Here is a 21,580-nt window from a genome sequence, read left to right on the forward strand (position 1 = left end):
GAGCGGAGAATTGCAAAAGGGGTATGAGAGATCCCGATTACGCGTTCGTAACGCACGACTATAAGTGATGGGAGTGCGAACGGCTGGGCGCCGCGCCGGGCAATGGTTGCCTTACCATAGTCAGCGCATACGTGGATCGCGTACCTTGATGAGTCCGTGAACCCGTGTGACCGAGGACGTGAATGAAGGCCTTGTTGATTGACCCGGAACAGCAGACGATTGAACAGGTGAATATCGCAGACCACGAGGATATCGCGCGCCTGATTGGCTACGAAACGCTTGAGTCCGACGAGATCGGGCCGGACGGTGATCGCCTGTTCTTTGACGAGGAGTGCTTCCTGCGGGGCACGACGGGACGTTTCCAGATCGACAACGTGATTCCGGTTTCCGGTAAGGGACTGGTCGTGGGGGGTGCCGAAGAAGGGGCCAGCCTGAGGGATGCCGTATCCGATCCCGATTCGATTCGGGCGAGGATGAAGTACCTCTAGGGTTGGCTCAGCGCAGCTGGCTGTCCTTGGAGGCCCGCCGGTTGTAGGGGCTGGTGGCCTGCTGCTCGGTGTCCTGCGCCTCCTGGCAGGTGACGCACAGGCGCACGCCCGGTAGAGCCTTGCGCCGGCCCTCGGGGATCGGCGTGCCGCATGCCTCGCATTCGGTCCGACTCTCGCCGGCCGGGATCTGGCTGCGCACGCGCTGCAGGGCATCCTCGACCGTGTGGTCGATCTGCTCCTGCTCCGCGCCGTCTTTTGCCCATCCGCCTGCCATAGCGTGTCCTCGCATGGGGGTGGCCTTTCGATATGAGACTGTAGCCCTCGGGTCGGAAGTTCCGTCTCCCTAGCCGTGGCCGAACTCGCGCGCGACGTAATCGATGTCCTTGTCGCCGCGGCCAGAGAGGTTGGCCAGGATCGTTGTGCCCGGTTGTTCGCGGCCCTTTTTCATCGCCCAGGCGACGGCGTGCGCGCTCTCCAGTGCCGGGATGATCCCCTCGGTGCGCGAGAGCTGGTAGAAGGCATTCAGCGCATCATCGTCGTTGATTGCGTGATAGGCGACGCGCTCGGTGGTCCTCAGGTAAGAGTGCTCCGGTCCGACCCCGGGGTAGTCCAGCCCCGAGGCGATGGAGTGGACCGGGGCCGGATTGCCTTCGTCGTCGGCCAGCAGCATGCACTTGAAGCCGTGGATCATGCCCGGCTTGCCATAGGTCATGGTGGCGGAGTGTTCGCCCAGCTTGGTGCCGCGCCCCAGTGGCTCCACGCCGTTGAGTTGCACCTGTGCGTCCTCGATGAAGCCCGCGAACATGCCCATCGCATTGGAGCCGCCGCCGATGCAGGCGACCACGTGATCGGGCAGTTCGCCGTCGCTCATCTCCAGATATTGCTCGCGCGCCTCGATGCCGACCACGGACTGAAAGTTACGTACCATCAGCGGAAACGGGTGCGGCCCGACCACGGACCCGATCGCGAACAGCGCCTCGGCGGCCTGCGAGAGGTAGGACTGAAAGGCGGAATCCACGGCCTCTTTCAGGGAACGCCCCCCGAACGATACCGGTACGACTTGCGCCCCCATCAGCTTCATTCGGGTGACATTGGGGGCTTCCTTGGCGATATCGATCTCGCCCATGTGAATCTCGCATTCCATCCCGAAGTAGGCGGCTGCGGTGGCCAGGGCGACACCGTGCTGCCCGGCGCCGGTCTCGGCGATCAATTTCTTCTTGCCCATGTGTTTGGCCAGCAATGCCTCGCCCATGCAGTGGTTCAGCTTGTGCGCGCCGGAGTGGTTCAAGTCTTCGCGTTTGAGGTAGATGTGTGCACCCACCGCTCGGCTCAGGTTGTGGGCGTAGTACACCGGCGTCGGCCGCCCCTGGTAGTGCTTGCGGATGTAGCGCAGCTCGTTCAGGAAATCGCCAGAGCGCACGAGCGTCCGATAGGCGCGGTTGATCTCGGCGAAGTGCGGCTCCAGTTCTGGCGGGAGGAATGCGCCACCAAATTCACCAAAAAAGCCTTCCGCGTTGGGGTAGTCCTTGAGATACGACATGGGCGGTCTCACTGCCTTGTGTTGTTGAAAGGGCCTATGGGGCCGGTTCGGGGCTGTATGATCCTGCGTCCCATCCGGAATGCCAACCCGGCCAGAGCCGATCAGGGTCTGTCGGGCGGTATATCCGCGCCGACCGTTTCATACGGCCTCACGCCGTACATTCCTCCAGGAGCCGCGCATACAGGTCGCGATCCTGTTCCGTGTGGAGCACGAACCGGATATGGCCGACTGCGTCCAGTCTTGGCGTGGCGTCCAGAACGGTCTGGATTGCGATTCGGGCGGCGTCTTCCAGTGGATAACCGAATGCCCCGGTCGACAGTGCTGGGAAGGCAACGCTGTAGATTCCGGCCTCCTCGGCTCGGGTCAGGGCATTGCGATAGCAGGCACCGAGTAGGCGACCGGCCGGCTCATCGTGCCCGTAGACCGGTCCCAGACAGTGGATGACGAAGCGGTTGGGCAGGTGGTGGCCTCCGGTCAGTACGGCCTGGCCGGGTTCGATCGGGGCCAGTGGCTGGCCCTCGCGTTCCAAACCGGGGCCGGCGGCGCGGTGGATGGCGCCCGCGACCCCGCCTCCGGGGCGCAGCCAGGCATTCGCGGCATTGACTACGGCGTCCATGTCGCGCTGTGCGGCGATGTCGCCGGTGACACATTCGATGGTGGTGCCGTGGATGTCGACGCGCATGGGCCTCTCCCTTGGGAAACGCTGATTAATGTGCACGCTCGCGCTCGAGTCGCTTTTGCGTGCGAACAAGGCGCGGTGACTGCGGTGCAGTCATTCTGCACAAAGGAACCGCAACGCCGTTTCCCGCGCCCGTTTTTGATAACAACGGGCGGCCGAGCCCCTGCTCTCAATAGGTTGTGGGGTTGGTACCCCAGGTTCCCCGATCCTGCGTTGCGCCCCAATCCATCAAAAACGGGCGGGTAGAACCACTATCCGCTGCGCGACGCGCCTTGCCTCGGAAAACCTGGGGTGCCAACGCGAGCGTGTACATTAATCAGCGTTTCCCTTGGGTCGCTGGCCGTACTCCCAAGCATAGGGAAGCGCTTGGATCTCGGAAACCGGGTTAGCCGATACGGTCGCGTACCTCCGCAGTCAGCTCTAGCGAGCGCCTGCGATCGGCGTGATCGAAGGTGGAGGTGGTGATGATCAGCTCGTCGGCGGCCGTCTGCTCGAGAAAGTCGCGGATCTCGCGTTCCACGGTGTCAGGAGCGCCGATCGCGGAGCAGGCCATGGTCTGTTCGACGATGGCCCGCTCTGCGCGATCCAGCTGCTCCCGGTATTCCCGAATCGGGGGCTGGATCGGCTCCGGGCGCCCACGACGGAGACTCACGAAGGCCTGCTCCATGGAGCTTGCAAGGGTGCGGGCCTCGGCGTCGGTCTCTGCGGCATACACGTTGTATCCCACCATGGCGTAGGGTTGTGCCAGGTAGGAAGAGGGGCGGAACTGGCTGCGATAAAGCTCCAGCGCAGACATGAGTTGGCCTGGCGCGAAATGAGAGGCGAACGCGTAGGGCAGACCCAGTTGGGCTGCGAGTTGCGCTCCGAACAGGCTGGATCCGAGTATCCATATGGGCACTTTCTGGCCCGCCCCAGGGATGGCGTGAATGACCTGGTTCGGCTGTGGCTCGTCGAAGTAGGTCAAGAGCTCGGCGACATCGCGGGGGAACTGGTCGGGGTCGATGTCGGGTGCGCGGCGCAGGGCACGTGCCGTGGTCGGGTCGGTTCCCGGTGCCCGGCCCAAACCCAGATCAATGCGCCCCGGATAGAGGGCGTTGAGGGTACCGAACTGCTCGGCCACGATCAGCGGGGCGTGGTTGGGAAGCATGATCCCGCCGGCACCGACCCGAATGCGCTGCGTCGCCGCGGCCACCTGGCCAATCACGACGGCGGTGGCCGCACTGGCGATACCGGGCATGTTGTGGTGTTCCGCCAGCCAGTAGCGATGGAAGCCCAGTGTCTCGGCATGCTGGGCCAGATCCAGGGTGTTGTGGAGCGCTTGCGTGGCGTCGCCCCCGGCGGTGATCGGGGCGAGGTCGAGTACGGAGAATGCGGTCATGGTCCGAATTGTACCGATGTGGCAGGTGGCCGCAGACCTCGTCAGTCATGGCGGGGTCTATAGTCAAGAAAGGCTTTGCGGAGGGCATGCCATGGGTATTTCGAGGACCTTGAGCGATTTTCTGGACCAGCATGCGGTGACCTATCAGGTGGTGCATCACCCGCACTCCGATTCCGCCAGCCGCTCGGCCGAGGCGGCCCATATACCGGGTGATGCCGTGGCCAAGGCCGTGCTCCTTGTGGAGGAGGACACGCAATATCGACTGGCCGTTGTGCCAGCTACACGCCGCGTGAAGCTGGGCCAGTTGCACCGCCTGCTCGGCGACCACGTGGGCCTGGCCACCGAGGACGAGGTTGCCAGTGTCTTTGCGGATTGCGAGCGTGGTGCTATCCCTGCGTTGGGTCCGGCCTACGGGTTGGAAACGCTGGTGGATGACACCTTGCTGGAGCAGCATGACGTGTATTTCGAGGCCGGCGACCATGAGTCTCTGGTGCACTTGGGCGAAGGGGACTTCCTGTTCCTTCTGGGTCAGCCCCGGCGCGGCCAGTTCAGCGCTCACGTCTGATCGCCAGGGACCGATGCTGTTATCCTAGAGAGCTTCCGTTGTAAAGGACGAGTGGTCCCCAGGTAGGGCTGTACGCGTGTTGGGGAGAGCCTGTTCTGCCCTGTTTTTCCCGCGCGCGTAGTCGGCCTTGCGGCCACGAATTTCTCATGTGTCGCGACCCTCCCATGAGGGTCCACGCGTCAGTGTGATGCATGCCGAATGGCGTGATTGCCCTGACAGGGGCCACATTTGGCCGCTGAAATGTGTGGCGTCGGGAATGATTGGCGGGGTTCGACCCGTCACATGTGAGGGTGCTGCCTAGGGGAATGCAGGATTCCGGACCCGTGATCGGGATATGGGTTCGTAGTGCCAACCTACGGAGTCGTAATCGGTTAGCCAGGAGGTTCATCGTTGGGGGCGGCACGGGAGATCCCGCAGCTGCACGGAGGCACTATGGAATTTGGCCGTACACCAGAGGAGATCGAGGAAAGCCGCCGGGCCCTGTTGGTCATGTTGTTCGCCAGCGCGGGCTCCATGATTCTGGTGGTATTTGGATTCCTTTCGCTATCCGAGGGTCGGCATGGCCTGGCGCTGGTGTTGCTGTTAAATGCCGTACTGTGCCTGAGCCTGTTCTTGTACAACCGCCTGACCCGGGCGCATGCCCGGGAGGTCAGTTACTTTTTTGCTGCACAGGCATTCGTCCTGGCCTTGTATCTGATTCTGGGCGGGGGCGTTGATGGGTCCGGCGTGTTCTTTGCGTTCCCGGTCACGGTCATTATGGTCATGGCGGGGTTTACCAGCGTCCGTCTGGCGGTGTTCTTTTGCGCGCTCCTGGTAGGCACGGCCGCTGTCGGGCTGTATGGACCGTTTCCAGCCGTTTACGACTACGAGTCGGTGCAGAAGTCGCGCTTGCTCGTCGGGCTTTCCGCGCTCTGCCTGATGGCGATCCTCGCGGAGTGGATGCGCGTTCGGTCATACATGGCGATTACCAGTACCCACGATCAACTCAGTGTGGATGCGCGGCATGATCCCTTGACCGGTCTCCTGAATCGTCGTGGGCTGGAGGAGGCGATCGGAAGCATGGGGGAGGAGGCGTTCCCCGCAGCACTGGCCCTCCTGGATCTGGATCATTTCAAGCAGGTGAACGATCGCTATGGGCATGATGTGGGCGACCAGGTTATCCGGGCCGTTGCCGACCATTTGCGGCGTCATTTGAAGGGCCGGGACCTCGTGTGTCGCTGGGGCGGTGAGGAGTTTCTGATCGTGTTGACCGATACACAATGTGCGACGGCTCGGGAGGTTGTCGAGGCGATCCGCGAGAACCTGTCTCGGACACCACAGAAGCTCGGGGGCAGCGAGCATCACTTGTCATTCAGTGGGGGGCTGACGCGTTTCAATGATCCCAGTCATCTCGACAGTGCCCTGCATGAAGCCGACCAGCAGCTTTATCGAGCCAAGCAGCAGGGCCGCAACCGCGTATTGTGGCGGACTGAGCCGGGTTAAACAGGGAAGCTCCGAATGATGATGGATCCATTTCTGGAACAGGCGTTGGATGAGGCTCGGGCCGGTCTGGGGGAGGAAGGGATCCCGATTGGCTCGGTGCTGGTGCACCAGGGTACGGTACTTGGCCGCGGGCACAATCGGCGGGTCCAGCAGGGGAGTGCGATCCTGCACGCGGAGATGGACGCGCTGGAGAACGCCGGGCGGCAGCCCGCCCAGGTCTATCGCGAGTGCACGCTTTACACCACGTTATCGCCCTGCGCGATGTGCAGTGGGGCGATCGTCCTGTACGGCATCCCGCGGGTGGTGATTGGCGAGAACGCGTCGTTCATGGGCGAGGAGGACTGGCTGCGTGGCCACGGGATCCAGGTGGATGTCGTGCAGGACCCGGCGTGCCGGGCGCTGATGCAGAATTTCATCGAAACCTACCCGGAGTTGTGGCACGAGGACATCGGCCACTGAGGCACCGCTTTAAGGGTGCCCGCGGTCGGCGTGGCTAGGGGTTTTCCCTGGGAGGCGCATCGGCGTAGGGGTAATCGCTGGCTTCGAGGTTCTCCTGGAAGGTCTCCAGGCGCTCCACGGCCAGATCCGTGCGGTTGAACTGCGCGATATGGAACAGGGCATCGCCTTCGTTGATTAGCGGCAGGTTGAGCTCGCCAATGATGATGCCGGAGGCCGGCGCCAGGATCTCGGTCTCGGTCTCGCCGAAGGGGTCGGAGATGATGGCCAGGCGGGTCTGATCGCGGACCACGCGGTCGCCTTGTCGCACGAAGGTGCGCAGGATGCCGCTTTGCGGCGCCCGTACCCACCCGCTGGTGCGGGCCATGATGGGCTCCTTGCGGGCGCGTCGCCGCACGGCGGGAAGCATTTCCAGCTGGCGCATCACTTCGATGATGCCGTGCACCCCGCCCCGAATCGAGAGCTCGTCGAAGCGCAGGGCCTCGCCGGCCTCGTAGAGCAGGATCGGGACCTGGCGTTCCGCGGCGGCCTCGCGCAGGGAGCCATCTCGCAGGGCCGAGTTGAGGATCACCGGCGCACCGAAGGCCCGGGCCAGATCGAGCGTTTCCGGGTGGTCGAGGTTGGCGCGGATCTGGGGGAGGTTGGAGCGGTGGATAGCGCCGGTGTGGAGGTCGATCCCGTGGGTGCTGCGCTGGACGATTTCGCGCATGAATAGCCGGGCCACGCGGGCGCCTAGCGAGCCCTTCTGCGATCCTGGGAAACAGCGGTTCAGGTCACGCCGGTCGGGCAGGTAACGGCTCTGGTTGATGAAGCCGTGCATATTGACCACCGGTACCGCGAGCAATGTGCCCTTCATGCGGCGCAGCGCAGGTACCTTGAGCAGCCGCCGGATGATCTCGACCCCGTTGATCTCGTCGCCGTGGATCGCGGCACTGACGAACAGCACCGGACCCTTGCGGCGTCCGCACAGCACCTGCACCGGCATATTGGTGGGGGTGTGGGTATAGAGGGCCCCCAGCTCGAGTTCCACCGTGCGGCGTTCGCCGGGGCGTACGGTCGTGCTGCCGATGGTGATCGGGTTGTTGCGTAGAGCGCGGGGTGTTCCGGGCATTAGTGCTTCTCGCAACAAGTTGGGAGACCTCGGACCGTCGCCAAGGGTCGGCGGAGAGGGTGTGTCCGGATCATTAGCCGCTGCCCTTGGTCTTGGTGCGGTTGGGCTTGCCGTTCTTCTCGATGAATTCGATGATCATGCTGGCCACATCCTTGCCCGAGGCGTTCTCGATGCCTTCCAGACCGGGGGACGAGTTCACCTCCATTACCACCGCCCCATGGTTGGAACGCAGCAGGTCCACGCCACAGACATTGAGGCCCATCACTTTGGCGGCGCGCACGGCCGTGGCACGTTCCTCCGGCGTGATACGACACAGGGTAGCGCTGCCGCCGCGGTGCAGATTGGATCGGAACTCGCCTTCCTTGGCCTGGCGCTTCATTGAAGCGACCACCTTGTCGCCGATCACGAAGCAGCGGATATCGGAGCCTTTCGCCTCCTTGATGTACTCCTGCACGAGGATGTGCTGCTTGAGACCCATGAAGGCCTGGATCACGCTCTCGGCGGCCTGCTTGGTCTCGGCCAAAACCACACCCAGGCCCTGGGTGCCCTCCAGCAGTTTGATCACGCAGGGTGCGCCGCCGACGGTGGCCAGCAGGTCATCGATGTCATCCGGCGAGTGAGCAAATCCGGTGACCGGGAGCCCGATGCCACGACGCGACAGCAGCTGAAGGCTGCGCAGCTTGTCGCGTGAGCGGGAGATTGCGACCGACTCGTTCAGGGGGTAGACGTTCATCATTTCGAACTGCCGCAGGATGGCCGTTCCGTAGAACGTGACCGAGGCGCCGATACGCGGGATCACCGCGTTGAACTGGTCCAGGATGTCGCCTTTGTAGTGGATCTGCGGCTTGTGAGCGGTGATGTTCATGTAGCAGCGCAATGGGTCCACGACGCGCACCTCGTGGTCGCGTTGTTCGGCGGCCTCGACCAGGCGCCGGGTGGAGTAGAGCTTGCTGTTGCGCGAGAGAATACCGAGTTTCATGCAGACGCCTGTTGAGCTGAGGAGGGTTACGGGTGGTGGCCAGCGACAAACGACGCTTGGGGGTCGACAAGGAAGCGACCGCGCATGGCCTCGCGGCCGAGTAGCATGCGAAAGAGCATGGTATCGCGGCTGGTCAAGGAGAGTTCAACTGGCAACAAGGTCGATCCGAGCTGCACGCGGGTGGCGATGAAGTAGCGCTCGCCGGTGTGGCCGCCTGAATCCGTCACGCTGCGGATATCCAATACCGGCGCTTCATGCCAGACCTCGGTCTCGGCGTCGCGCTGGTAAGGATGGATGCCGAAGCGCACCCATTCACGTCCGTCGCGGGTAAAGGGATCGACCTGGAAGGTATGCAGCGCGGAGCTGCGCGCGCCGGTGTCGACCTTGCACTTGATGGCCGGGATGTCGAAATCGGGCAAGCCAACCCATTCGCGCCAGCCGAGGATCGGCCGGTTGCGGGGTTCAGTTTGAGTGGGGTCTAAAGAGGAAGAGCGATCCACGTGGGCTCCCGGAACGGGTCGAACCCACACTATAACGAATCGCCCGTCCGGTGCTGGGCGTTTACCCGTTCAATCTCCGGCGATTGCCGGGTTGGTCAGGGCGTCGAGGGCGTTGCTCATGCTGTCGAGGTTGCCGTCACGATTCTCGATCCCGTGGCGCCCATGTTCATGCGACCAGAAGATATGCCCCGATGTCTGGAGCGGTAGAGGTGGCATGCCGGGCGGGCCGGTAAAGGGTCCGCCCGGTTCTCGGCCAGGCGTGCGACTTCAGCTGACTGCGGCCAGGGTTACTGCATCAGGAGGTACCCTTCGTGCTGCAGCTCGATGATCTCGGCATCGGCCATCGGCACGACGTTGACGAAGCCGTGGATGTCCTTGAGCTCGATGCCGCGCAGGCGGGCGGAGGCCTCACACATGCGGAATTCGACCGGTCCAGCGTCCGTCAGGGACTTGGCCCGGCGCATCAGCTCCTCGTGCTCGTCGAATTCGTCGCGGGTGAAGTAGGGCACTTCCTGCCCGTGCAGCACCAGTACGATATGCGCCTCGAACGGATCGGCTTCGTAGACGTTGTTCAGCATGCTCACGCGGTCCAGGACCATCTCCAGTTCCCGGGCGCTGCTGGTGTACACGTCGTAGACCACCTTGCGGGGTTCATATGGGCGATCCATCTTCTCGGCCGAGCCCCAGGGGAGGTTGTCATCGGCACTGGCGACCAATGGCATGGCGAGCAGGCTGGCGGCGGCCAGCAGGATCAGCAGCAGGCGGATCAAGGGTCGGTTCTTCCGGTTCATGGGGGACTCCTTTTGGTGTGGCTTGTCAGGGTTCGACGTTGCAGCGGCCCGGGGTCTTCCCTCGGGTTACATCCGGGTCTCGCCCTGGCTGCGCAGTACACGTTCGAGGAAGGATTCCATCGCGACGGTGACGCGGCGGCCAAGGGTCTGTGGGCGGTGATACGTGAGCTCGAAAACATCCGCTTCGCGGGTCAGTTCCAGCAGTAGATCGTCGCTGGTGCGCAGCTCATCGGCCAGGCCCATCTCGCGGGCCTGTTCGCCGTACCAGTGCTCGCCGGTGGCGACCTGTTCAAGGTCCAACTGCGGGCGATACCGGGTCAGGAAAGTCTTGAACAGTTCGTGGGCCTCTTCCAGCTGCTCACGGAATTTCTTGCGGCCCTCGTCGGTGTTTTCGCCGAGCATGGTCAGCGTGCGCTTGTATTCGCCTGCGGTCAGCAGCTCGATGTCGATATCGTTGCGCGTCAGCCAACGGTGAAAATTGGGGATCTGAGCCACGACGCCGATGGACCCCAGGACCGCGAACGGGGCTGCCACGATGCGGTGACCGACTGCCGCCATCATGTAGCCGCCGCTGGCGGCCACGCGATCCACCGTCACGGTGAGGTCCATCCCGGCCTCACGCAGGCGGGCGAGTTGGGCGGCCGCGAGCCCATAGGAGGGGACCAGCCCGCCCGGACTTTCCAGACAGACAATGGCCCGGTCCTGCTCCGGTCGCGCCATGGTCAGGATGGCGGTGATCTCTTCTCGCAGGCTTTCGACGCTGGAGGCGCGGATATCCCCCTCGAAACGCAGTACGTAAACCCGTGGACGTTCGGTAGGCGTTTCCATTTCGGGTTGCGCAGTGTCGGGGGCGTCGCGCGTTTGTTCATCGGTCGCTGTGTCCTGTTCGGCGGTGGTCCCCGTGCCTGATGTCTCGGCACCCTTGCGTGCGAGCTTGCGCGTGGCCCAGTCACGCAGGCGTTCGACGCGCCCGCGGCGGCGCTCCACTGCGCGGCGGACGGTCTTTTCCATTCGCTCGAAGCGGTCATTGAGTCGCTTGACGCTCAGGCGATCCGGACGCCGATCGCGCGAACGGGCGACCAGCCCGGCGACGGCGCTCAGCACGATCAGCACGGCAATGACCGCCGTGGCAACCTTGGCGAGGAAAAGTCCGTACTCCTGAAGAAATTCCATTTCATGTCCTGGATTGATGGCGTGGTGAGGCCCGAAGCCTGTGCGTGCATAATGCCAGCATGAATACCGATACAGTTGAAGACCCTCGTAGTGCGGGACGGTTTCTCGACCGGGAAGGTTCCGCAGTGGGCCCACTGCCCGAACCGATCATCTATGCCGGATACGCGACCCTGAGTCTGCGCCAGGTGGATGAATGGAACGGGGTACCCAAGGGCACGGCCTTTCGCCTGTTCAAGGCGCGCAAGGATCAATTGCGCGAGGGGGTGGACTTCTTCTACATCCCGGAAGGCAGTGATCCCGAGTTGACCGAGACCCTGCGGATGGACCGTCGGATCTACCCCTCTACCATCCATCTGGTCTTGTTGACTGCCAACGCCTATGCCCGTCTGCGTGAGGAGTGGCACGTGCGAATCCACAACCCAGGATGCGGATGTCCCGAGGGACACTAGCCAGGCGAGGGTCAATCGACTTGCTCGCGTTCAAGCGGCTTTCGTATGCGTGCAAGCTGTGGCGCCTGCAGGGTCGTCATTCGATCCTCGACGGTCCCCGATACCGATTGATGCCCCGAACCCATCCGGACCGAGTCGGTACGACAAGCACCGGCCGGACACCGCAACGGGGCTTGAGGAATAGGCTCCACCAATGCGGGCGGCTGCAGTGATTCGCGTCACCCTTGAACAGTGGCGCATGCTGCAGGCGGTGGTGGACGCCGGCGGTTTCGCACGGGCAGCCGAACGGGTGCACAAGAGCCCGTCGAGCATCAACCATGCGGTGCAGAAGCTGGAAGAGCAGCTGGGCGTGGATGTCTTCGAGGTGCAGGGCCGCAAGGCGGTCCTGACCCCGGCCGGTAAGGCGCTGCTGCGCCGGGCCGAGCACCTGCTGGAAGAGGCGGCGGAGATCGAGGCCCTGGCGGGTGCGCTCGCGGCCGGGGTGGAGTCCGAGATTCGTTTGGCGGTCGATCAGCTCCTGCCGCGCGCGCCGGTGATTGGCGCCCTGGAAGCCTTTTCGCGGGCCTATCCAGCCACGCGGATCCAGTTGCACGAGGTCGTGCTCAGTGGGGGGCCGGACCTGTTGCGCGACGCGGCCGTGGACATCCTGTTGGGTCCGGAGCTTCCGTCCGGCTATCTCGGTAGCTGCCTGGGCGAGCTGTCGATGGTCTGTGTGGCGCATCCTTCGCATCCGTTGGCGCAGGCGGAGATGCTGCTGACCCGGCGCCATCTCCAGGGACACCGTCAGGTGGTGGTGCGGGATTCAGGTATCCAGGCCCCCGGCGAGGGCGGCTGGGTGGAGGCCGACCAGCGCTGGACGGTTTCCCACATGGGTACCGCCTGCGAGATCCTGCGCTCCGGTATCGGTTTTGCCTGGATGCCGGAGGACCGGATCGCCGAGGATCTTGCGGCGGGCCGGCTGGTCGAATTGAACCTGGAGGCTGGTACTCGGCATCAGGTGCCGTTCTACATCGTGCACGCGGACCGGGATCGTGCCGGCGTGGCCAGCCAGTCCCTGATGGAAGCGCTGGAGCAAGCCTTCCGGGCCGATCCCGCTTCCTGACGGGAATTCCCCGGAGGAGCGTGCTCGCACGCGAAGCCCCGGCCCACGTCGGACTTCGGGTGATCGCGCCGAACCCAACAAGAATCAACAAGGATCGAACCGATGTGCGGGATCGCAGGAGAATTTGTCTGGGGTGAACACCGGGCCAGCGGCGAGGGCGTGGCCCGCATGCTGCCCTGTCTGGAACGACGCGGGCCGGATGCCGATGGCCTGTGGGCCTCCGGGCGGGTGGCCCTGGGTCACCGGCGGCTGTCCATCCTCGACCTGTCGCAACGTGCCCATCAGCCAATGTTCGACCCGGAGACCGGGTTCGCCCTGGTGTTCAATGGCGCGATCTACAACTTCCGCGCGCTGCGCTCCGAACTGGAAGGCCGCGGCCACCGTTTCTTCTCCACCGGCGATACCGAGGTCATCCTGCGTGGCTACGCGGAGTGGGGCGAGGGGATCGTCAGTCGCCTCCACGGGATGTTTGCGTTCGCCCTGTTCGACGGCAATGCCCAGCGTCTGCTGCTGGCGCGTGATCGTATGGGGATCAAGCCGCTATATCTGGCGCGTATGGGCGACGGGATCCGCTTTGCCTCCAACACCCAGGCGCTGCTGGCGGCGGGCGACGTGGACACCGAGCTGGATGCCGAGGCGCTGCACATGCTGTTCTCGCTGCATGCGGTGGTGCCCGCGCCGCGCACCGTGCTGCGCGGCATCCGCAAGCTGGAGCCAGGACATTACCTGAGCATCGATGCGCGCGGGCAGGAACGGCTACAGCGCTATTGGACACTGTATGCCCACCGCCCGGAGCCGGTCGTGTCCGACGCCGAGTGGCAGGAGCGTATCGAGCACAGTCTGCGCAGCGCCGTGCGCAAGCGTCTGGAGGTGGCCGATGTGCCGGTGGGCGTACTACTCTCCGGCGGGCTGGATTCCTCCCTGCTGGTCGCGCTGGCGATGGAGGAGGGGGCACAGGACCTGCGCACCTTCACCGTCGGCTTCGAGGACCAGCCGGAGGAGAAGGGCTCGGAGTTCGAATACTCCGATCCGGTCGCCGAACGCTATGCCACCGACCACCAGGCGACCCTGATCCCCAACGACCAGGTCCTGGCCCGGCTGCCGGAGGCCGTCGGCGCGATGGCCGAACCGATGTTCGGTCAGGACGCGGTGGCCTTCTACCTGCTCTCGGAGCAAGTGTCGCAGCACGTGAAGGTGGTGCAGTCTGGCCAGGGGGCCGACGAGGTATTCGGCGGCTACTTCTGGTATCCACAGATGGCGGAGGACCGCCACGGCGACTGGGTGGAACGCTTCCGCCGCCACTACTTCGACCGCGACCATCCGGAAATGGCCGAGATGCTGCAGCACCCACCGGCCACCGACATCACCGGGGATTGGCTGCGCGAACAATTCGCCGAACTCGAGACCGACCGCGCCGGCTCTTTCATCGACGCGGTGCTGGCGCTGGATGTGACTACGCTGATCGTGGATGACCCGGTCAAGCGTGTGGACAACATGACCATGGCCTTCGGCCTGGAGGCACGGGTCCCGTTCCTGGATCACGAGCTGGTGGAGACCGCCGCCGCGATGCCGCCGCACCTGAAGCTGGGCGACGGCGGCAAGGACGTGCTGCGCCGCATCGCCCGCGGGCGTCTGCCGGACGCGGTGCTGGACCGGCCCAAGGGCTACTTCCCGGTGCCGGCCCTGAAGTACGTGCGCGGCGACTTCCTCGAGTTCATGCGCGACATCCTCACCTCGCGCGCCTCGCGCGAGCGCGGGCTGTACCAGCCGGACTACATCGACAAACTGCTGGACGCCCCCGACCAGTATTTCACCCGCATCCAGGGCTCCAAGCTCTGGCACGCGGCCCTGCTCGAGTACTGGCTGCAGACACACGTGGATCGGTAAGCGCTGCATGGAACGGGTGCGGATCCGGCGTGTGTACGATCCGGTGAATCCCGACGACGGGTACCGCGTGCTGGTCGACCGCCTGTGGCCGCGGGGGATCAAGAGATCCGCGCTCGCACTGGACGCCTGGGAGAAAGAGATCGCGCCGTCCTCGGAGCTGCGCCGCTGGTTCGCGCATGACCCGGGTCGCTGGCGCGATTTCTGCCGCCGTTACCAAAAAGAACTGGAGGCGGCCCCCGAGGCGTGGGCTCGTTTATTGGCGTATACCCTCCATGGTCCCCTGACCCTGCTGACGGCCACCCGAGACGTGGACTACAGCCACACGGTGGTGTTGCGTGATCTTCTCGACGCCGAATGGGCCGAGGCAGAACCAGCGGGGGAGCGCGCTTCGCCGGTGTGCTTTGAACCCGGAAGCGGGAATGACACGGAGTAGATCGCTCGGCTCCGTGTCTCCCCGCGCTTCCTGACCGGCGTCAGACCTTGAAGCGGTTGACGATTTCGCGCAGCTGCTCCGACAGCCCGGCCAGGGTCTCGCTGGCCTGACCCATCTGCACGACGTTGGTTGCGTTGTGCTCGGAGACCTCGCTGATCGAGTGGATGTTGCGGTTGATCTCGTTGGAGGTCGCCGACTGTTCTTCGGCCGCGCTCGCGATTTGACGCGTCATGTCCTCGATCTTCTCGACCGCGGCAACAATCTGTTCGAGCGATGTGCCCGCCTGGTTGACCTGATCCACACCATCCTGGGCTTGGGTCTGGCTGGCGGCCATCGCCGTTACAGCCTGATCCGCGCGCTTCTGAACCGCCTCGATCATCTGCTGAATCTCGGTGATCGATTCCTGGGTGCGGACGGCAAGGTTGCGAACCTCCTCGGCGACCACAGCGAAACCGCGACCATCCTCCCCGGCGCGCGCCGCCTCGATTGCAGCGTTCAGCGCCAGCAGATTGGTCTGGTCAGCAACGTTGTTGATGACCTGCAGGATCTCGCCGATGTTGTCGCTGTCGCCCTTGAGTGCGGTGATGACTTCCGCGGTGCTCTGGATCTCGTTCGACAGCTTGTTGATCGAGGTGACCGACGCGCTTACCACGTTGCGGCCACTCTGGGCCTGTTCCGTGGTCTCTCGCACGACATCTGCCGTGCTCTGACTGTTCCGGGCGACCTCCTCGACGGTTGCAGTCATCTCGTTGATCGCCGCGGCCGCGTCACTGAGCTGGGCGTTCTGACGGTTTACACCCTTGTCGGTTTCTTCGTTGATGTGCGAAAGCTCGGTGGCGGCCGAGGCCACTTCCTCCGCATGTCCGCGGACGTTGCCGATCAATTCGCGCAGGCGCGACTGCATGGTGGCGATGGCCGCAAGCAGCGAGGAGTTATCCCCCTTGCGCAGCTGAATCGGGACGGTCATGTCGCCTTCCGATACCTGGCGGACGATGTTCGAGGCGTAGGCGGGGTCGCCCCCCAGCGTGCGCAGGACGTTGCGGATCACGCCGAGGCTGATCAGCGAGGCAACGATAAGGATGACGATAGTGAGGCCGACCACCAACCACAGTGCGCGTTGCAGTTCGGCCAGTGCGATCCCTTCGTCGAGCTCCATCAGCAGGCCCCAGCCGAGCAGGGGGATGTCGGTGTAGCTGCCGATCACTGCGGTGCCGATCGCGTTCTCGTAACGCCCAACGCCGCTGTCACCGGCAGCGATGGCCTGTGCGGCACGAGTGTCGATCGCCCGGTCAGTATCGGGGGCTGAGCCAACGGGTGTGACGGGGCGGCGGTCGCGGTCCACCAGGTAGATTTCGGAACCTTCGCCAAGATCGATTGCGTTGACCCGATCGAAGATCGCGTCGAGCTGCACGGCGCCCCGCATTACGGCGATGGGTTCGCCATCCGCCCCCTCAATCGGGATCGCGACGGTACTGACCCGGTTGCCCGTCGCGCGGGAAACCACCGGCCGCGAGAAGGTGTCCTCCCCACTGATCGCGCTTTGGAACCATGCCCGGTCGGGCACATTGAAATCGTTCGCCTCCTCGCGGCTGAGGACGTGCGCTTGGCCGTCGAAGGACACTCCTACCTCGCCCATGCCGTCGGCGTTCACGACAAAGATCGTGTCGTATTCGCCGCGCAGCGTGGCGATCTGTTCGAGCAGGTGCTCGAGTTCATCAAGGTCCATCTCGCGCGCTGCATCGAGGCCTGCCAGATAGCGCATTTCGTCCTGGCGCCCGATGAGCCATTCATTGAAGGACTGGGCGTTGGATTCGCCCATTGCGTGAAGCCGGTCGATGGTCGCGTCGGTGTAGGAAGCCCGGTATTGCAAGAAGATGAGGGTGGCAACGATGAGGATCGCGCCTACGATAAGAGAAAGGATCATCAGCGTCAGGCGGGTGCCGAAGCCGGCTCTGGACAGGGGATTCAGGGATCTCATCGCGTTGGCCTTCCATATCGCTGTTGTATTTGTCGGTCTACAAGCAGATCCGCCTCTGCGATGCAACCGTTACAGGGGGTAGCGGCACACTAATAGGCTTTTTTAGAGCATTTTAGGAATTTTTCTTGTGGCAACCGTTGACAGCGTGCCGGTGCGGGCGGGCGTCCCGACAATCGAGGCGCTTCATCCTGCTTCGGGCTTTATTCGTTGCGAAACAAGGTTGCGAAGGGTCCGTGGAGGGTCTCGCGCCACAACAGGATGATCGCGACGTAGAGGTAGGCCGGCATGAGGATCTCGAGGCCTTCCTCGAGGCGAGGAAACAGCCCGCTGGGGTGCGCCAATTCCACGCCGAAGGGCTACTTCCCGGTGTCGGCGCTCAAATCACGTGCGCAGCGACTTCCACGAGTTCATGCGGGGCATCCCCAGCTTGCGCGAGCGCGGGCTGTACAGCCGGCCTACATTGACAGGCTGCTGGACACACCCGGCCAGAACTTCACCCGCATTCAGGGCTTCAAGCTGTGGCACGCGGCCTTGCGCGAATACTGCCTGCAGACCCACTTGGATGCGTGATCAATGGGCGTATAGCACCACCAAGCACACGAAGGCACGAAGAAGGTCCAGGGCGGGTTGCACCACGGAGCACAGGACAAAGTCGTTGATTGGCTTGCAGCTGAAGTACGTGCCAAACACATCGAGCTGCATTGGGGGTGAACCCCTTTAGATGGGCTATTCCCGCCCATGACGCTCGCGCCCTTCACCCGAAATGCCTCGACCCGCCTCCGTGTACTCCGTGTCCTCTGTGGTTAATCCACTCTTGACCTTGACCTTCTTCGTACCTTCGTGTGCTTCGTGGTGAAATCCGAATTTCCCTCAGGACTCTTTCAGGCGCGGCATCAGCATCGTCAGGTTGCAGGGCATGGTGCGGTCGTCCAGTTGGGCCTGGATGATGCGGTCCCAGGCGGTGCGGCAGGCGCCGGTGGAGCCGGGCAGCACGAACAGGTAGGTGCCGTTGGCCACCCCCGACAGGGCGCGGGACTGCAGGCTGGAGGTGCCGATCTCTTCATAGGACAGCATGCGGAACAGCTCGCCGAAGCCCTCGATGGTCTTGTCCAGAAGCACCGAAGCGGCCTCCGGGGTGCCGTCACGACCGGTGATGCCGGTGCCGCCGGTGGTGATCACCGCGTCGATCTCGGGATCGGCGATCCAGCGCGAGAGCTCCGCGCGTATGGCGTAGATGTCGTCCTTCACGATCCCGCGATCGGCCAGGCGGTGGCCGGCACCCTCGAGGCGTTCCACGAGGGCATCGCCGGAGCGGTCCTCCGCCAGTTCGCGGCTGTCGGAGACGGTCAGGACGGCGATGTTCAGCGGGGTGGTGACAGGGGAGGTATCCGGCGCGGAAGCGGTCATGGCAACGTCCTGTTGGTGTATCGTGGCGCCCATCTTAATGAGTTGCTGGAGTTCCGGGAATGTCGGAGCGGGTACAGAAGGTCCTTGCGGCGCGGGGGCTGGGTTCGCGGCGCGAGATCGAGGGCTGGATCGAGCGCGGCGAAGTGCAGGTGAACAACCGCACGGTGAAGCTGGGCGACCAGGTCGGCGAAGGCGACGTGATCCGCGTGCGCGGGCGTGTAGTGCGGCAGCCGGATTACCCCCATCGCTGGATTGTGTATCACAAGCCGGTGGGCGAGATCTGCAGTCGTTCCGACCCGGAGGGGCGGCGGCCGGTGTTCGCGAGCCTGCCCCGGCTCAAGGGGCAGCGCTGGGTGGGGGTGGGCCGCCTGGACCTGAATACCTCCGGCCTGCTGCTGTTCACCACCGATGGTGAGCTGGCGAACCGGCTGATGCACCCGAGCATGGCCATGGAGCGCGAGTACGCGGTGCGAGTGCTGGGCGAGGTGCCCGAGGCCACGCTGACCATGCTGCGCGAGGGTGTGGAACTGGAAGACGGTGCGGCGCGGTTCGATAGCCTGCAGGAGCAGGGCGGAGAGGGCGCGAATCACTGGTATCACGTGATCGTCAGCGAGGGGCGCAACCGGCTGGTACGACGCCTGTGGGATGCGGTCGGGGTGACCGTCAGCCGCTTGATCCGGGTGCGCTACGGGCCGGTGGTCCTTGGGCGGGGCCTGAAGACCGGCGCTGTGCGCAATCTGGAGCCGCGCGAGGTGGCGGGGCTGTACGAGGCGGTGGAGTTGCCGCTTCCGGAAGCGGTGCGACCGCGCGGTCGTGGCGGGCCACGCCGCGATAAGCGCCCGGACAGTCGGTCTGGGCAGCCCGGCAAGAAAGCGCCTGTGCGCAAGTCACGCAATAGCCGCGCGGCCCGCGAGGATGGCTGGAGTTCGTCGGCCCCGAAGAAATCCGGCAAGCCGGACAGCGGACGGCGGGGCACAAAGCCCGCAAGTGGCCGCTCGGGCAGCAAGCCGGCGGGGGGCGGGAAGCCGGGCGGCCGTCGCCAGCGGTAGCGCCGCATGCGGATTCGTGAGCTGCTGGAGGCCTTGCGCGCGGAGTACGGCGACCTGCAGTGGTGGCCGGCGGATACCGCGTTCGAGGTGATGGTCGGTGCGGTACTGACGCAGAACACCAGTTGGACGAACGTCGAGAAGGCGCTGGCCAATCTGCGCGCCATCGACGCGCTGTCACCGGACGGGCTGATGGCCTTGGGCCAGGAGGAACTGGCCGGGTACATCCGCCCCAGTGGCTATTTCAACGTCAAGGCGGATCGTTTGCGCCACCTGCTGGCATTTCTGGACGAGGCCGGTGGTGTGGAGGGTCTGGCATCGCTTGAGACCGATGCGCTGCGCGCTGCGTTGCTGGCGGTAAAGGGCGTGGGGCCGGAGACCGCCGACGATATCGTGCTGTATGCCTTCAACCGGCCCGTATTCGTGGTGGATGCCTACACCCGGCGCCTGTTCGAGCGCCTGGAAATCCCGCAGGCGCGTGACCAATACGACCGCTTGCGCGCCCAGGTGGAGGCCGAGGTGGGCCCCGATGTCGCAGCACTGAACGACCTTCACGCGCTGATCGTGGAGCATGGCAAGGAGCGTTGCCGACCGCGGCCGCGTTGCGAGGGCTGTCCGCTGCAGGGCCGCTGTTCCTATCCCGGTTGACGCGCTGTTCGCGTAACCGGAACCTCTACGTTTGTCGATGGGCCAGGGAGGTCTGAATGCGGTACGTCTACACGTTTCTGATTCTTCTTTTCGTCACGGTGGTGGCGATTTTCGCGATCCAGAATCTGCGTCTGGTCACGCTCAACTTCCTGACCCTGCATGTGACCATGCCGCTCTCGTTGTTGATTGTCGGGATCTATTTGTTGGGCCTGGTATCCGGCGGCGCCCTGGTGGCCTTGATTAAGCGCTGGATTCGTGGCGCCAGTCGCTAAGAGGGGGCGAGTCGGGTAGCGCGCCGGCTACCCCCCGTGAACGGGTCTGTGCTCCGCCGTCAGCCCTTAGTGGTGATGGTGCTGGTGCAGCTGTTCGGGATCCCGCTTTGGATTTCGGTCAATGGTGTCGGGCTGTCGCCGCAGCAGGCGCTGGGCTGGACGCCGGTCGAGATCGGGTGGCGGACCGGCTCGCTATGGGCTGATGGCGGTGTATGGGTGCCCTGGCTGTTATTGCCCGGACCGCTCCTGGGATCGTGGGCATTGAGCCGGTTGTCGGCACCTCGCGCCCGTTTCTGAGCCGGTGCACCGAGGAGTACGGTGACGCACTTGATCAACCCGCACTGACTTGGTCGCGTCCGGCGGCCTTGGCCTGATAAAGCCGTTCATCGGCGCGATCGATCAGGCTCTCGGGCGTCAAGGTTTCCGGGTCGCATTCGCCGGACCAGGCGAGGCCGGCACTTACCGTGAAGGGCAGCGTTTCACCCTCGAATACCGGGGTGAGCTTGCGCGAGGCCTTGACGATCCGCTCCACCGCCTGGGTGGCGGCCGTGCGGTCGGTGTGGGTCAGTATGACGATGAATTCCTCTCCCCCAAAGCGCGCTACGACATCGAAGCTGCGATGCTCCTGACGGAGCAGATCGGCGAATTCGCGCAGGACCTGGTCGCCCGCGAGGTGCCCGCGGGTGTCGTTCAGCGTCTTGAAATGGTCCAGGTCCAACACCGCAAGGGCGAAGTCATCACCATGGCGCTGGTACTCCTGCAGTAACTCGTTGAGGCGTTCCATCAGGTAGCGACGGTTGTACAGCCCGGTCAGGGGGTCGATCAGGCCCAGGTCGCGTAGCTGGGTCTCCAGCTGGTTTTTCTGCAGGGCTTCGGCGATCAGATTGCCGAGGACCAGGAGGCGGTCGCTTTGGTCCTCACGCCACTGTCTAGGCTCTAGATGTGGAGTCTCACAAGGTTGTCCTCAGGTAGCCCGAGGACGCTGATGGGTGGCTGTTTGTTCAGGCTACCGTGTGGGCGGTGCCAGTTGTAGTCATGGATCCACCGGGGCAGGTGGCGTTTGCGCTCCTCCGAGGTGGCATAGGTGAAGGCGTAGGCCCACTCGCGCAGGGCGGTCTGGATGAAGCGCTCCGCCTTGCCGTTGGTTCGCGGCGTATAGGGCCGTGTCCGGCGATGACGGATGCCCAGCCGACGGCAGGCCTGGCTGAACGCCCGG

The 21,580-nt window shown here is 64.2% G+C and carries 26 protein-coding genes and 2 pseudogenes; 13 read left to right on the forward strand and 15 right to left on the reverse strand.

What is annotated here, in order from left to right; genetic code table 11:
* Positions 1-182 precede the first annotated feature (182 nt).
* Positions 183-488, forward strand: a complete 306-nt coding sequence (locus D002_RS0104950) for a hypothetical protein (RefSeq protein WP_018140806.1) — start codon at positions 183-185, stop codon at positions 486-488.
* Between the two features lie 7 nt (positions 489-495).
* Here D002_RS0104950 and D002_RS0104955 read toward each other — a convergent pair whose 3' ends face one another.
* The 4 genes from D002_RS0104955 to D002_RS0104970 form a co-directional block, all read right to left on the reverse strand.
* On the reverse strand, positions 496-762 hold the full coding sequence (locus D002_RS0104955) for a DksA/TraR family C4-type zinc finger protein (RefSeq protein ID WP_018140807.1): 267 nt from the start codon (positions 760-762) through the stop codon (positions 496-498).
* Positions 763-831: 69 nt separating this feature from the next.
* Positions 832-2,028, reverse strand: a complete 1,197-nt coding sequence (trpB, locus tag D002_RS0104960; protein ID WP_018140808.1) for a tryptophan synthase subunit beta — start codon at positions 2,026-2,028, stop codon at positions 832-834.
* A 148-nt stretch (positions 2,029-2,176) separates the two neighbouring features.
* On the reverse strand, positions 2,177-2,710 hold the full coding sequence (locus tag D002_RS0104965) for a macro domain-containing protein (RefSeq protein WP_018140809.1): 534 nt from the start codon (positions 2,708-2,710) through the stop codon (positions 2,177-2,179).
* A gap of 382 nt (positions 2,711-3,092) precedes the next feature.
* Positions 3,093-4,085, reverse strand: a complete 993-nt coding sequence (locus tag D002_RS0104970) for an LLM class flavin-dependent oxidoreductase (protein ID WP_018140810.1) — start codon at positions 4,083-4,085, stop codon at positions 3,093-3,095.
* A gap of 91 nt (positions 4,086-4,176) precedes the next feature.
* Here D002_RS0104970 and D002_RS0104975 point away from each other — a divergent pair, with 91 nt between their 5' ends.
* The 3 genes from D002_RS0104975 (at position 4,177) to D002_RS0104985 (ending at position 6,591) form a co-directional block, all read left to right on the forward strand.
* On the forward strand, positions 4,177-4,650 hold the full coding sequence (locus D002_RS0104975; protein WP_018140811.1) for an aminoacyl-tRNA deacylase: 474 nt from the start codon (positions 4,177-4,179) through the stop codon (positions 4,648-4,650).
* Between the two features lie 432 nt (positions 4,651-5,082).
* A complete protein-coding gene (locus D002_RS0104980) occupies positions 5,083-6,132 on the forward strand; it encodes a GGDEF domain-containing protein (RefSeq protein WP_018140812.1) in 1,050 nt (349 codons plus the stop codon).
* 21 nt (positions 6,133-6,153) lie between these two features.
* A complete protein-coding gene (locus D002_RS0104985; RefSeq protein WP_026181534.1) occupies positions 6,154-6,591 on the forward strand; it encodes a nucleoside deaminase in 438 nt (145 codons plus the stop codon).
* A 34-nt stretch (positions 6,592-6,625) separates the two neighbouring features.
* Here the strand turns inward: D002_RS0104985 and D002_RS0104990 are convergent, their stop codons facing one another.
* The 6 genes from D002_RS0104990 to sohB all read right to left on the reverse strand — a co-directional run bounded on the left by D002_RS0104990 (position 6,626) and on the right by sohB (position 11,142).
* The gene (locus tag D002_RS0104990) at positions 6,626-7,699 is read right to left on the reverse strand and encodes a succinylglutamate desuccinylase/aspartoacylase family protein (protein ID WP_018140814.1); all 1,074 of its coding nucleotides are present in this window, start codon (positions 7,697-7,699) and stop codon (positions 6,626-6,628) included.
* A gap of 73 nt (positions 7,700-7,772) precedes the next feature.
* Complete coding sequence (gene rimK, locus D002_RS0104995) at positions 7,773-8,678, reverse strand: 30S ribosomal protein S6--L-glutamate ligase (RefSeq protein ID WP_018140815.1); 906 nt, start codon at positions 8,676-8,678, stop codon at positions 7,773-7,775.
* Positions 8,679-8,704: 26 nt separating this feature from the next.
* The gene (locus D002_RS0105000; protein WP_026181535.1) at positions 8,705-9,178 is read right to left on the reverse strand and encodes an ATP-dependent zinc protease; all 474 of its coding nucleotides are present in this window, start codon (positions 9,176-9,178) and stop codon (positions 8,705-8,707) included.
* Between the two features lie 69 nt (positions 9,179-9,247).
* Positions 9,248-9,394, reverse strand: a complete 147-nt coding sequence (locus D002_RS13785; RefSeq protein ID WP_018140817.1) for a hypothetical protein — start codon at positions 9,392-9,394, stop codon at positions 9,248-9,250.
* A 71-nt stretch (positions 9,395-9,465) separates the two neighbouring features.
* Positions 9,466-9,969, reverse strand: coding sequence for a DsrE family protein (locus D002_RS0105010; protein ID WP_018140818.1), 504 nt, complete (start codon positions 9,967-9,969; stop codon positions 9,466-9,468).
* Positions 9,970-10,035: 66 nt separating this feature from the next.
* Positions 10,036-11,142, reverse strand: a complete 1,107-nt coding sequence (gene sohB / locus D002_RS0105015) for a protease SohB (protein WP_018140819.1) — start codon at positions 11,140-11,142, stop codon at positions 10,036-10,038.
* Positions 11,143-11,201: 59 nt separating this feature from the next.
* Here sohB and D002_RS0105020 point away from each other — a divergent pair, with 59 nt between their 5' ends.
* The 4 genes from D002_RS0105020 to D002_RS0105035 all read left to right on the forward strand — a co-directional run bounded on the left by D002_RS0105020 (position 11,202) and on the right by D002_RS0105035 (position 15,013).
* A complete protein-coding gene (locus D002_RS0105020) occupies positions 11,202-11,591 on the forward strand; it encodes a hypothetical protein (RefSeq protein WP_026181536.1) in 390 nt (129 codons plus the stop codon).
* Between the two features lie 193 nt (positions 11,592-11,784).
* Complete coding sequence (locus D002_RS0105025) at positions 11,785-12,693, forward strand: LysR family transcriptional regulator (protein ID WP_018140821.1); 909 nt, start codon at positions 11,785-11,787, stop codon at positions 12,691-12,693.
* Between the two features lie 102 nt (positions 12,694-12,795).
* On the forward strand, positions 12,796-14,580 hold the full coding sequence (locus D002_RS0105030) for an N-acetylglutaminylglutamine amidotransferase (protein ID WP_018140822.1): 1,785 nt from the start codon (positions 12,796-12,798) through the stop codon (positions 14,578-14,580).
* A 7-nt stretch (positions 14,581-14,587) separates the two neighbouring features.
* Positions 14,588-15,013: a DUF488 domain-containing protein gene (locus D002_RS0105035; RefSeq protein WP_018140823.1), complete on the forward strand. Its 426-nt coding sequence runs from the start codon at positions 14,588-14,590 to the stop codon at positions 15,011-15,013.
* Between the two features lie 40 nt (positions 15,014-15,053).
* Here the strand turns inward: D002_RS0105035 and D002_RS0105040 are convergent, their stop codons facing one another.
* Together D002_RS0105040 and D002_RS13790 are read right to left on the reverse strand one after the other, a co-directional pair.
* A complete protein-coding gene (locus D002_RS0105040) occupies positions 15,054-16,991 on the reverse strand; it encodes a methyl-accepting chemotaxis protein (RefSeq protein ID WP_018140824.1) in 1,938 nt (645 codons plus the stop codon).
* Between the two features lie 200 nt (positions 16,992-17,191).
* Positions 17,192-17,338, reverse strand: a complete 147-nt coding sequence (locus D002_RS13790; RefSeq protein WP_018140825.1) for a hypothetical protein — start codon at positions 17,336-17,338, stop codon at positions 17,192-17,194.
* Position 17,339: 1 nt separating this feature from the next.
* On the opposite strand from D002_RS13790, the pseudogene D002_RS13710 reads away from it, so the two are divergent.
* Positions 17,340-17,561 (forward strand): annotated as a pseudogene (locus tag D002_RS13710) (N-acetylglutaminylglutamine amidotransferase); the annotation flags it as partial.
* A 300-nt stretch (positions 17,562-17,861) separates the two neighbouring features.
* Here D002_RS13710 and moaB read toward each other — a convergent pair.
* Positions 17,862-18,398, reverse strand: coding sequence for a molybdenum cofactor biosynthesis protein B (moaB, locus tag D002_RS0105055; RefSeq protein WP_018140827.1), 537 nt, complete (start codon positions 18,396-18,398; stop codon positions 17,862-17,864).
* A gap of 59 nt (positions 18,399-18,457) precedes the next feature.
* On the opposite strand from moaB, the gene rluB reads away from it, so the two are divergent.
* The 4 genes from rluB to D002_RS0105075 are packed head-to-tail and all read left to right on the forward strand — an operon-like array spanning position 18,458 to position 20,661.
* On the forward strand, positions 18,458-19,447 hold the full coding sequence (gene rluB, locus D002_RS0105060; RefSeq protein WP_018140828.1) for a 23S rRNA pseudouridine(2605) synthase RluB: 990 nt from the start codon (positions 18,458-18,460) through the stop codon (positions 19,445-19,447).
* A 6-nt stretch (positions 19,448-19,453) separates the two neighbouring features.
* Positions 19,454-20,092, forward strand: a complete 639-nt coding sequence (locus tag D002_RS0105065; RefSeq protein WP_018140829.1) for an endonuclease III domain-containing protein — start codon at positions 19,454-19,456, stop codon at positions 20,090-20,092.
* A 56-nt stretch (positions 20,093-20,148) separates the two neighbouring features.
* Positions 20,149-20,364 carry a lipopolysaccharide assembly protein LapA domain-containing protein gene (locus tag D002_RS0105070; protein WP_018140830.1) on the forward strand — a complete coding sequence of 72 codons (216 nt, stop codon included), beginning with the start codon at positions 20,149-20,151 and terminating at the stop codon, positions 20,362-20,364.
* A 36-nt stretch (positions 20,365-20,400) separates the two neighbouring features.
* Positions 20,401-20,661, forward strand: coding sequence for a hypothetical protein (locus D002_RS0105075; RefSeq protein ID WP_231362915.1), 261 nt, complete (start codon positions 20,401-20,403; stop codon positions 20,659-20,661).
* A gap of 34 nt (positions 20,662-20,695) precedes the next feature.
* Here D002_RS0105075 and D002_RS13060 read toward each other — a convergent pair.
* Together D002_RS13060 and D002_RS0105085 are read right to left on the reverse strand one after the other, a co-directional pair.
* Positions 20,696-21,304: pseudogene (locus tag D002_RS13060) on the reverse strand (GGDEF domain-containing protein); the annotation flags it as partial.
* Positions 21,301-21,580: integrase core domain-containing protein (locus D002_RS0105085; protein ID WP_018140833.1), on the reverse strand; the 280-nt coding region annotated here is incomplete at its 5' end. The pseudogene D002_RS13060 and the gene D002_RS0105085, both read right to left, overlap by 4 nt.

Source organism: Thioalkalivibrio sp. ALJ7 (assembly GCF_000376865.1).
In the GTDB taxonomy this organism is placed as follows: domain Bacteria; phylum Pseudomonadota; class Gammaproteobacteria; order Ectothiorhodospirales; family Ectothiorhodospiraceae; genus Thioalkalivibrio.